At 60.1% G+C, this 11,822-nt stretch carries 4 protein-coding genes; 1 reads left to right on the top strand and 3 read right to left on the bottom strand.

Annotated elements, in window-relative coordinates:
- Positions 1–32 precede the first annotated feature (32 nt).
- Positions 33–1,634, top strand: coding sequence for a trimethylamine methyltransferase family protein (locus ACZ1HM_RS04410; RefSeq protein WP_472741494.1), 1,602 nt, complete (start codon positions 33–35; stop codon positions 1,632–1,634).
- On the opposite strand, the gene ACZ1HM_RS04405 is transcribed toward ACZ1HM_RS04410, so the two are convergent.
- The 3 genes from ACZ1HM_RS04405 to ACZ1HM_RS04395 form a co-directional block, all read right to left on the bottom strand.
- A complete protein-coding gene (locus ACZ1HM_RS04405) occupies positions 1,591–2,541 on the bottom strand; it encodes a 2-hydroxyacid dehydrogenase (protein ID WP_472741492.1) in 951 nt (316 codons plus the stop codon). The genes ACZ1HM_RS04410 and ACZ1HM_RS04405 overlap by 44 nt on opposite strands.
- Positions 2,542–2,828: 287 nt before the next feature.
- Positions 2,829–10,703: a VCBS domain-containing protein gene (locus ACZ1HM_RS04400; protein WP_472741490.1), complete on the bottom strand. Its 7,875-nt coding sequence runs from the start codon at positions 10,701–10,703 to the stop codon at positions 2,829–2,831.
- Positions 10,704–10,763: 60 nt separating this feature from the next.
- Entirely contained in the window at positions 10,764–11,654 is an 891-nt protein-coding gene (locus tag ACZ1HM_RS04395; RefSeq protein ID WP_472741488.1) for a FecR family protein, read from the bottom strand.
- Between the last annotated feature and the right edge of the window lie 168 nt (positions 11,655–11,822).

Here is an 11,822-nt window from a genome sequence, read left to right as displayed (position 1 = left end):
TTTGCCCCGCTACGCTCACGACGGAGGATCTTATGGACCAAGACACCAAACCGCGCCGTGCAGGCGGCCGCCGCCGCGCCCAGCAGGCGCAGGCCACCCCCAGCCGGGCCCCCAACTACCGCCAGCTGCGCCATCCCTTTCCACCTCAACAGGTGTTTTCAGACGACGAAGTCGCCGCGATCCACAACACGGCCTTGCGGGTGCTGGAAGAGCTGGGGATGAAAATCCTGCTGCCCGAGGCGCGCGAGATCTTTGCCAAAGGCGGCGCGCGGGTTGAGGATGAGATGGTCTTTGTGGGCCGCGACATCGTTGAGGCGGCGTTGCAAACGGCCCCCTCCTCCATTCCGATATCGGCCATCAACCCGGACAAATCGCTAACTTATGAAAACGGCGCGATGATCTTTATGGCCGGGGCCGGGTGCCCCAATGCCACCGATTATCGGCGCGGGCGCCGCCCCGGTGATCTGACCGCCTTTGTTGAGACGCTGAAGCTGGTGCAAAGTTTTGACGTCATCCACCTGCTCAGCCCCATGGCTGAGCCGCAGGACATCCCCGTGCATCTGCGCCACTACCAGATGACAATGGCTGAGATGCAGTTTTGCGACAAACCGCTCTTTACCTATGCCCGGGGGCGCGCGCAGGTGCAGCAGAACTTTGAGATGATCCAGCTGGGCTTTGATCTGTCGGACGAAGAGTTTGCGGCGTCGTCCTGGTGCACCACGGTGATCAACTCCAACTCTCCCCGGCTTTTGGACAACCCAATGGCGCAGGGCGTGATTGATTATGCCCGCGCAGGCCAGATGCCGATCATCACGCCCTTTTGTCTGGCAGGTGCCATGGCCCCGATCACCGTGGCCGGCGCGCTGACCTTGCAACACGCTGAGGCGCTGTGCTGCATCGCGCTGTCGCAGCTGACCAAGGCGGGCGCGCCGGTGAGCTATGGGGGGTTCAGCTCTAACGTGGATATGAAATCCGGCTCCCCTGCTTTTGGCACGCCTGAACATGTGAAAATGCAGATCGGCGCGGGCCAGCTGGCGCGGCATATTGATCTGCCCTGGCGCTCAGCCGCGGGATCGGCGGGCAACATCGCGGATGCGCAGGGGGCCACCGAATTGGTCAATGGTTTGTGGGGCGGGATGATGGCCAATGCCACCGTGAACGTGCATTCCGCAGGCTGGCTCGAAGGGGGGCTGAGCTTTGGTTATGAAAAGTTCATCACCGATATCGAAGCGGTGCAGATGTGCGCAGAGCTGTGCAACAAACCCTCAGGCGCTGAGGCAGAGATTGGTTTTGACGCGCTGGCGGATGTCGATCCGGGCGGGCATTTCTTTGCCACGCAGCACACGATGGACCGCTATGCCGATGCCTTTTATGCGCCCGTCGTCTCTGACCTAAGCAACTACGGCGCTGGGAAGAGGCCGGCGCGCAAACCGCAGATGTGCGCGCCACGGCGATCTGGGAATCGCTCTTGGACAATTTCACCCCGCCCAAGACGGGCGAGGCTGTGCCAGACCGTTTGGCCACCTACATCGAAAAGGCGACCAAGGCGGGCGGTGCCCCGCCGGTGGAGTAGCAGGCAGTCGCAGGACCCTAAACCGGGTTGGGAACCGCTTTGCCGTCAAAGAAGGCAATGAGGTTGTCCACCGCCATCAGCCCCATGCCTTCGCGCACCTCCAAGGCTGAGGTGCCAAGGTGGGGCAGCAAGGTCACGTTCTCCATCGCCTTCAGCGCATCGGGCACGACAGGTTCATGTTCATAAACATCTAGCCCCGCGCCTGCGAGCTGTCCGGCCTGCAAGGCGGCGATCAGCGCTGCTTCGTCCACCACATCGCCGCGCGCGATGTTGATCAGATAGCTGTCCGGCGTCATCGCCGCCAAAGCCTCAGCATTGATCAGGTGATGGGTCTGGGGGGAGGCAGGCACCGCCAACACAGTGACATCTGCGGCCCCCATAACCTCTGCCAGGCTGCCAAGCTGCTGGGCCTCAAAGGGCAGGCCGGTGACCTGCGACCGATTGTAGAACACCACCTTCATGCCAAAGCCGAAATGCGCGCGCTGGGCAATCGCCTTGCCGATCCGGCCCATGCCGACGATGCCCACCGTCTTGCCCGACATGTGCATCCCCAACAGCTGAGTGGGATGCCAGCCCGGCCACTGGCCTGCGCGCACCAACCGCTCCCCTTCGCCCGCGCGGCGGCAGGTCATCAGCATCAGCGTCAGCGCGATATCTGCGGTGGCATCGGTGACGGCACCGGGGGTGTTGGTCACTTCCACGCCCGCCGCCCGCGCAGCATCGGCGTTGATGTGGTTAAAGCCGACGCCAAAGTTGGCCAGGATACGGCAGCGGGGCTTTTGTTCAAACAGATCAGCCGAGAACTGATCGCCCAATGTGGGCAATACGCCGTCGTATGCTGTCAGCGCCTCGGTCAGCTCTGCCGGTGTGAGCGGCAGCGTCTCTTGCCGCACGGTCACGTCAAACCGGGCCTTGGCCGCTGCCTGTACCTTTTCCGGCAATGGCCGCGTGATGAGCACTTTTTCCACGATGATCCCCTCCGTCTGTTGCAGGGATATCTAACGCAAGTGGGGTCGGTGACCACCCCCTGCCATGCGCTTAGGGTCAGGACCCGTTCATCTCACGCCACTGGCGTCAAAACCGCGAAGTTTCAGTGGTCTGAGACATGTCCGCGCCGAACGGGCTCATTGCAAATGGCTCATGCTGCTGAAAGGACGCGGTTTTGTCGCCCTTCGGATTTGACGGATTTTCCTCATGAACCTTGTCACGAGAAAAATCTGTCAGACCAGGGGTGCGAGATTGATCGATCCTGGCCCTAGCTCGGGGCGATGACGTTGCCGCCTTCGACGTCGATCATGGCGAAGACACCCAGCACCTCAAACGCGCCCCCGGCCCCGGCAACCGTATAGCTTTGCGGCGCGGTTTCAGAGATGGTCCAGTTTTCGCTGTCCTCAAACATCACCGTATCCAAGCGGTCCGCTTCAATGGTGATCGCGGCGGTGCTTGGGCCCTCTTCGCCCAAGAGCGCCAGGAACGCATCGCTGTCGACCATCAGCGTGTCCGCCCGCCCGTCGTTCAGATCAACCTCAGCCGCAACCGTATCGCCCAAAGCGCTCAGCCCGCTGAGATCCACCGCCTCGCTGAGCAGCGTGGGCAAGGTGCCAAAACTGCCGGCCTCTGTGGGCGCGACAAAGCCGTCTTGTTGCGTGACGTCGATGCGGGAGGAGAATTGAGGCGTTAGGTTCAAATCCCCTTGGGTGGTATACCCTGATGCTGTTGTAACGGAATAGGTGACTGGCACGGTATCTGTGCTGCCCAGATCCGTGATCTGCCATTGCCAGGACCCATCAGATTCCAAGGTAAATTCTGTTGGCGCGCTGACGACAGAGAAGGTAAAACTCTCTGATGTCAGGCCTTCCACATAGTTAAAGAGACTGCCGCTTGCAAAGCGATCAGGGCCTTCATGTTCGACGTAGTAACCGAGGTCCGATTGGCCGTCACCGCCGTAGGCATCCAGGCTGTCAAAGGCCACGTCGTTCCAAGCCCCATTGGCGTTTAGGACCACGTAATCTTCATCTATCCCTGACCCACCGCCATTGTTTGGCTCAGAGCCGCTCCAATTCGTAAAGCCAGCGTCAAATGTCGGTGGAGTGGTGCCGGGCTCCTCAACCCAAACCCATGTGTCCTCGGTCGCTGCATCCGACCCGCCAAGCCAGCCGGTCTTGCCCGTGCCTGCAAGCCCTGAGACAAAGCTGTTCTCATCCGCGGACGTGATTGTGGCCAGATACCCGCCCAAAGCATCTGCGGCGGCGGCGGCAGCGCCCCAAGTCAGTTCAGTATCAAAGAACTTGTAAAAGTGGTCATTACCAGATGGAGATGCCGACCATTGCGCCCAGCCAGGTTGCCCATCGGGACCGGCTTGAAAGGGATCAAAGGTTGCCGTCTGATCAGACAGCGTAAAGGGCGCAGCCGGCACGGTGATTGTGATCTGGCCGGTGGACTGGGCGCCATTATTGTCCTGAATCGTATAGGTGATCACATCATCACCAACGAACCCTGCGGCCGGTGTATAGGCGATCTGTTCAATCGTGTTGGGATCGCCGGTCATAGCGTCAATGACATAGCTGCCGCCGCCTGTGCCACTCACACTGAGCAGGGTGAGGGTATCATTGGTGTCGCGGTCAATGACATTGTTTGACAGATCAATGTTCTGCGCCCCTCCACCCTCCGTGTAGTCTAAATCATAGGTGGCCGCGATGGGCGCATCATTGGTGCCGGTGACATTAAAGTTAAGCGTGCCCGCCACCACATTGCCTTGCCCGTCATCAGCATCATACCCCAGGCTAAAGCTGCCCTCTTCGTCCTTGGCCAAAGCGACAAAGTTGGCGCTGGTCAGATCGAACGTCCATGTCCCATTGGCGTCGAGGGTGACCCCCGTCAGAGCGGAGGTGACGGTATAGGTAATCGTGTCCCCCTCATCGTCACTGTCATTTGTCGCAATGGAGCCGCTGGTGGTATTTACTGGATCACTAAACTCCAGCACGTAGCCGAAGAACTGATTTGAATCGCCAACGGCTGAGATGTCGTTCCACTCGCCATTGTTGGTCAAGTGGAGATAGTCTTCATCTTCTGCAGCGGATGGGACGGGTTGCCCCGACTGCCATGGGTCAGTGAGCCCGCCGCCTACAGAGAACCCGCCATTGCCAATGCTATTGCCCACCCAAAACACCAGACCTGCCTCTGGGCCATCCGCCCAACGCCAGACCCCTTCATCAACCTGGTCGGTTCCGCCCGCATAGGCGACGCGGCCTGCCAAAATGGTCTCAATATGCAGCTGCTCAGGTTCGCTGGTGATCGTCGCAAGGTATCCACCTTTGGCCTGTGCGTCATCGAATGCGGTTGTCCATAGGAAGCTTCCGGGGACATAGAGATAGTAATGCCCATTCACGCCCCATTGCACTGCACCGGTCGGTATCCCCGAAGCCGCAGCTATATCAATGGTTTCAAGATCAGCGCCCAGAACCGGTGCCTCATTGGCTGTTTCCGCCCCCGCGACTGCGAAGGTCACCGTGCTTTGAACGAGGGATCCATCGCCATCTGAAACGGAGTAATTGACAACAATGTCTGTTGTATCCCCCTGATCCAGCCCGGTGATCTCCGCAGGCGGCGTGTAGGTCAGCGTGCTGCCAGACAAGGTCACATCCGACGGGCTGCCCACCAGCGCATATGTCAGCGTGGTGCCGGTATCAGGGTCCGTGGCCAGCGAGGCCAAATCCAACATCACCGCATCACCACCTTCGACCGCGGCCACAGTGCCAGCCTGCACCAAAGGCGCTTGGTTAGAACCGGTGATATTGAGGGTTAACGTGCCGTCTTCAAGAACCGTACTCAACGGGATGGTATAGGAGTACTCAATGTCAAAACTGACCTCATTCCCGCTTGCGATCGCAAGAAGCTCAGGATCATTGACCAAAACGGTCCAGTCTCCGCTCGCCGACAGTTTGAACCAGTCAGGAGCTGATGAATCCAAGGAAAAGGTCCGTTCTCCGCCTCGGCCGGGACCAGATCCGGGCAAGCTGCCCGTGACAGAACCGCCCGTTTCTAGGTAATAGCCGGCCAAGGCAGATGTTGGGCTGAAATCATTCCATTCGCTTGCACCCCAGTGGTGCAGCGCCGTCTCACCGAAACCGTCAGGCTGACCAGCAGTCCAATTCGCAAAGGACCCATTCACAGTTGAGCCGCTTGTCCCGCCCTGCCAGAAGGTATCGCCCGTTTCTGGGCCTTGGCTCCACTGCCATACGGCCGTCGTGACGCCAACGTCTTCCCCACCAAGCCAGCCAACGCTAAGCCCCCCTACGGGCCGAAGCGCGTCAATGATGGCCTGTTCCGTTGGCGAGGTGATGGTGGCAAGGTAGCCGCCGCTGCTGGCGGCGGACAGTTTGGCCGTTGCGAAATCAATGTCTGCGTCAACGTAAGAATAGGTGCTCAGCCCTTCCGTCGAGAGGTTGATATCAACGCTTGAGGTGTCGCCGGTCGTATCCCCCACCCCGGTGACCGTAATCGTGACGTCATTCTCAACCGTGGCACCGTGATCATCTGTGGCCTCAATCCGCACGGTAACATCGCGGGTTGCCCCTTCGGCCAGATCGTCAAATTCTGAACCCGCTGTAAAGCTCAGCGTGCTGCCGTTCAGTGTAGCCCCCGGCGTGCCGGTTACAATCTCGTAGGTCAGTGAGCTGCCGTCGTCGTCCACATCCGGGTCATCCCCCAGACCGGTCAAATCCAAGCTGACCTCTGGCCCACCTTCGGTCGCCGCCAGTGCACCCGCGCTCAGCGTTGGCGCATCGTTGACCCCGTTCAAGGTGATCGTGATGGTCTGCGTTGTCTCGTCGCCCTCTGCATCGCGCACGGTGACGGTAAAGGTCTCTGTTTCCGGGGCGGTCGCGCCAAGACTATTGGCAGCGGCACTGCTCAGCGTATAGGTCCATTCCCCCGCACCGCTGATCACCATCGACCCGCGAGCAACCGAATCGGGCAGGACAGACCAAACCACCGCTTCGCCTTCCACAGCATCAGGATCGACAATGCTCAGCTGGCCAGAGGCGGTCAAAGTGCCGTCTTCGGTCACCGTGCCCACCAGCTCTTCGGCGGGGGCGTTAAATTCGGGCGCGTCATTGGCGCCCGAGATGGTCACCGCGACCTCAACGGTATCTGACAGCCCGTCATCGTCCGTGATCGTCGCCAGGAAAACGTCGTCTGCCGTTTGCCCTTTTCTGAGGGAGTCGGCGGCGTTCTGGTCGACCGTGTAGGTCCACTGGCCAGTCACCGGGTCAATCGTTGCCGATCCGTAAAACGCAGTTGTTGGCACGATGGACCACGTACCGTCCGTCGCCGTGGTCGCGTCTGTATCGTCATAGTACAAGCGCCCTGTGGCCTGCACCACACCTGCGCCCGACGCGCCAGCTTCCACAACGGTACCGGTCAGATTAGACTCGTTCTCGATGATAACGGGCGCAACGCCATTGCCAGTGACCGTAATGGTCACCGCCGCAAAGGTGGTCTCTGTGCCGTCTGACACCTGCACCTCAACCACCACCTGGGCGCTTTGCCCGTCAAGCAAATTGTCGTAGGCGCCGTTGGGATCAAAGGAAAGCGTGCTGCCGCTTAATGTGATGTTGGGGGTTGGTGTTGGGTCAGAGATGACGGAGCTTGTGGCACTGCTGGTTGACAGTGCAAAGGTCAGCGTATCGCCCGCATCGGGGTCAGAGGCCAAAGGCGCCAGCTCAACTGAAACGCCTGCGGCATCCTTGTCGACGGTGCCCGCCCCGTTGGAAAAGGTCGGCGCGTCATTTGCGCCGGTGATGTTCACCGTGATCTGCTGCGTGGCTGTCAGGCCAGCCGCATCCTCAATCGTAGCAACGAACGTGTCTTGTGTTGTCACGCCCTCCGCCAGGCTTTCGGCTGCGGTATTGTTCAGCGTGTAGGTCCATTCACCCGTGGTCGCGTCGATCGCCGCGGAGCCAAGAGCGGCTGAGAGCGGCGCGATGCTCCAAGTGCCTTCGGTGGGAGAGGCCGCATCATCGTCGGTGTAGCTTAGCGTGCCGCCTGCCGTGGCGGTGCCGCCTGCGTTGGCGCTGCCTGCTTCGATTACGCTGCCTGTGGCATCGGCCTCTATCGAGGTGATCACCGGCCCCGTGTTACTGCCCGTCACGGTGACGGTCACGATCCCCATGGTGGCAGCACCCGCGCCGTCGGTAGCGGTGATCTCAATATCAACCTCACGGCTTTGGCCGCTTGCAAGGTCATCAAAATCGCCGTCGGTGTTAAAGGTCAGCACCTTGTCGGTGATGCTGGCCGAGCCTTCGCTCAGCGTGCCAGAGACCGTGTAGGTCAGCGAGTCCCCATCCTCGCCAGCGTCAGGGTCATCGCCCACTGTGGTCAGGTCCAGTGTGACCGATGGGTCTGCCTTGCCCGGGGTAAGGACCGCGGCGTCCAAGGTCGGCGCGTCGTTTGAGCCGGTGATTGTGATGGCGATTTGCTGGGTGTCGGACTGGCCATCGACGTCTTGGATTGCGGCCAGGAAGGTGTCCTGCACCGTTTCGCCTTCGGTCAGGCTGTCCGACAACGTGCTGTCCAGCGTATAGGTCCATTCGCCTGTGGTCGCATCAATCGCGGCGGTGCCGTAAGACGCTGAGACCGGTTGAATACTCCACACACCTTCGGTGGGAGAGGCCGCATCATCGTCCGTGTAGCTTAGCGTGCCGCTTGCTGTGGCGGGTAAGGCAATTTTACCAGCACCATTTTCCGTGACGCTGCCCGTGGCATCGGCCGCGAGGGAGGTGATCACCGGGCCCGTGTTGCTGCCCGTCACGGTGACGGTCACGGTGCCAACAGATGTTTCACCAAAGGCGTCTGTGACTGTGATCTCAACCTCAACATCCCGGCTATCGCCTTCTGAAAGGTCGTTGAACGCGCTGTCGGTGTTAAAGGTCAGCACCTGATCTGTGATGCTGGCCGAGCCTTCCGTTGGCGCGCCAGAGATCGCATAGCTGAGTGAGGCACCATCTTCACCCGCGTCGGGATCGCTGCCCAGGGTGGTCAGATCAAGCGTGGCGCTTGGCTCAGTCTTGGCAACGGTGACAGATCCTGCGGCAAAGGCAGGGGCGTCATTCACACCGTTCAGAGTGATTGTGATCGTTTGGGACGCGGTCGCGCCAAAGCTGTCTGTGACCGTGGCGGTAAAGGTCTCAACCTCAGGCTCGCCTGCGGCCAGACCGTTGGCAAGTGCGGGATCAAGGGTATAGAGCCACTGGCCCGACACCGCATCAATCTCCATCGTGCCACGGCTGCCGCCATCGGCGGTAACAGCCCAAGTGGCGGCCTCCCCCGGTTGCGCGTCGGGGTCCACGAAATTCAGCTGGCCCGTCGCGGTGGCCACGCCGTCTTCGGCCACCACGCCCGACAGCTGCTGCGGATCTGCGATCAAGTCAGCGGCATCGTTAGAGCCTTGCACGGTGATGGTGATCACCTGGCTGGCTGTTGCGCCAAAGGGGTCTGTGACCGTGGCGATAAAGGTCTCAACCACCTCATCGCCCTGGCGTAGACTGTTGGCGGCCTCTTGATCCAGGAAATATTCCCAGGCCCCGGTCACTTCGTTGATGGTCATGGAGCCCAGCGTGGCGCTTTCAGGCTCAACCGACCATGTGGCCGCACCAGCTTGGCCATCCTGATCCACATAGCGCAAGGTGCCTGTGGCATCGGCGCTGCCGGCCTCATCCTGTTCGTTCAGGCGGCGGGCGTTGCGGGTGCTGTCCTCAGCCGGGATCACGCGCAAAGAGGGTGCCGGATCGGTGCCAAAGCCATCCTCAACAACTGTCGCACTGATGTCTTCGATGGAGAACTCAATGACCGGCGCCTCATTCGTGCCGACCAAGGTGATGGTGATGGCCTGTAGGCTGCTGGCGCCTTGGGCATCCGTCACGGTGGCGTTATAGACCTGCGTGACGGCATCCCCATTGCCCAGCGGCACCGGTACATCAGAGGGCAGCGTAAAGGTCCAGTTGCCGGTTGCGGCATCAATGACCATGGTCCCGAAATCGGTCTCATTGCCCGCATCAGCGACAATGCTCCACTGTGCCGCAGCGCCGCGCTCATCAACGTCGGTGTAGCTGAGCGTGCCGCTGGCCGTCCCACCTGCCGACGCATCGGGCAGATTATCGCTGCCGGGGCCGGTGACCAGGAACCCTTGGGTGTCTTCCAGGCTGGCAGAGATCTGCGGCGCGTCATTGGTGCCTTCAATGGTGATGACCAGCGTACTGACATCGCTGGCCCCTTCGGCGTCGGTGATCGTGGCAACGAAGCTTTCTTCAAAAACCTCGCCGTCGATCAGCGTATCGGTCGCTTCCTGATCCAGATCATAGCGCCAAATGCCCGTTACCGGATCAATGGAGATGGTGCCGAAAGACGTTGTGTTTTCTGCGGCTGCGGCAATGCTCCAGCTGCCCCTTTCGCCGCCTTCGTCGACATCCACATAGGTCAACGTCCCGGTGACAGAGCCGCTGCCCGCAGGCGCGCCATCGCCCTCTTCCAGACTGGAGGCGTTGGCCACCCGAAGGTTCACGACAGGCGCGTCATTAACCGGGTCCACAACCACGGTGATGACAGATTCCTGCTGCTCCCCGTTTTCGTCCGTGCCTGAGACGACAAAGCTGTCCGTGCCTTCAAAATCGGGATCAGGCGTGTAGGTAAATGTGCCGTCACCTGCGAGGATCACCAGACCGTTTTCAGCGCCGCGCGCCAAGGCCACCTCAATCGTCTCACCTGAGCGGGTGGTGATGGGCAATGCATCCACCACTGCCCCGTCCTCAACCACCTGAACGGAGAGGTTGGAAAACTCAACACCCGATCCGTTTTCAGCGAAGTCCGTTTGTGGCCCGGTGGGGGCCGCATCAAGCGATGCATCGTCATCATCGCTGTCGGGTCCGGGCGCTTCTTCGTCGATGATCGGCTCGTCAGTGCCATCAAGCTCTGGATTGCCGGTGCCCGATCTGCCCTCTTCGCCGTCACCGGTGCCGGTTTCATCCAGCGGCGCAGGGCGCAACGGCTCTGCCTCCTCGGGGGCTTCTTCTTCCTGGAATTCGGGTTGCTGGACCTCTTCTTGCACCTCGCCTTCGGCGTCGGGCAATTCCACAAATGTCTCACCCTGATCCACCCGTGTAACCGCCGCACTGGAAGGCGGCCAGCGCCTGGGTCAGCAGAGGGGCATCGCTGCCCAGATCAATGGTGTCACGCTCAACCTCAATGGGCGGCTCATTGGTAAAGGGGGGCGGATGATCCATTTCGTATCGGTGCTGGTGATGGTCGAAATCAGGTTGCCGGAAAGATCAAAAAGCTCAATCGCGCCAAGCCCGCCATCAGGGTCAGGGTTCAGCGACACCGTGACCGTCGACACACCATTGGCGGTTTGAATGTCGATCTTACCGGTGGTGCCCCGGATGCCCATCGTGGCGGCAGGCGTGTTAATTTCGATCCCACCGGTTTTCGCCGCCTGCCCGGCGATGAAAACAAAGCTGCCCTCAATCAGATTGAAAACACCTGAGTTATCAGTTGCTTGAGCATCATAAATCAGCTCATCCAGCACCATACGTGAGCCGGAGGCGAGCGTGAAGATCGTCCCATCCGCAAAGGTCAGGCCCAGGGTGCTGCCGTTCTCCGTGCGCACCACGTCGCCCTGAAACACCTTGGTGCCAATCTCCAGTTCTTCGACAACGCCGTCGGTGCGCTGCACAAATGCAACCCCTTCAAGCGTTTCAACCTGACCAATCGCGTTGGCCAAATCGGCCCCGCCCAGCTGGGCGTATTGGCCGGGGAAAAGCGGGCCTGCCAGCTTTTCAACAACCGCGCCGCGCAGGGCCGCCCCGTCGTGCGACACCACATCACCAAGCACCGCCTCAGCGAAATATCCATCCAACCGAACGCTCTGGCCGTCCTGGGTTTCGATGATCAGATCGAATTGCTCTCGGCTGAATTCAGCGGTGAAAAGCGCAATCGTTTCGGGTACATGCCAAGTGCCGGTATCGTCTGCAGAAATACGCAGCATTGCTTCCGGCAGCGAATGGCTGGAATGGTCATCAAGAGACAAAATACTCATCCTAAAAAATGAAATAAAATAATGTGCTGATATTCTACTAGTTTCACTTGTGGGACAAGAAATTACGGCAAAAGAATGGCGGCTTCTACTTTCCCGTGAAATGGAGTGCCTGCCATTTGTGCAGCCAACCCGTTGCCCTGCGGCCATAATTCGGCATAG

The organism is Sulfitobacter sp. GN1-4 (assembly GCF_055693825.1).
The sequence above is the reverse complement of the archived record's forward strand: the minus strand, read 5'-3'. Positions and strand labels throughout refer to the sequence as shown.

Excerpts from the sequence above, each read along its gene's own strand:
- ACZ1HM_RS04410 (WP_472741494.1), top strand. The coding sequence starts at position 33 with ATGGACCAAGACACCAAACCGCGCCGTGCAGGCGGCCGCCGCCGCGCC.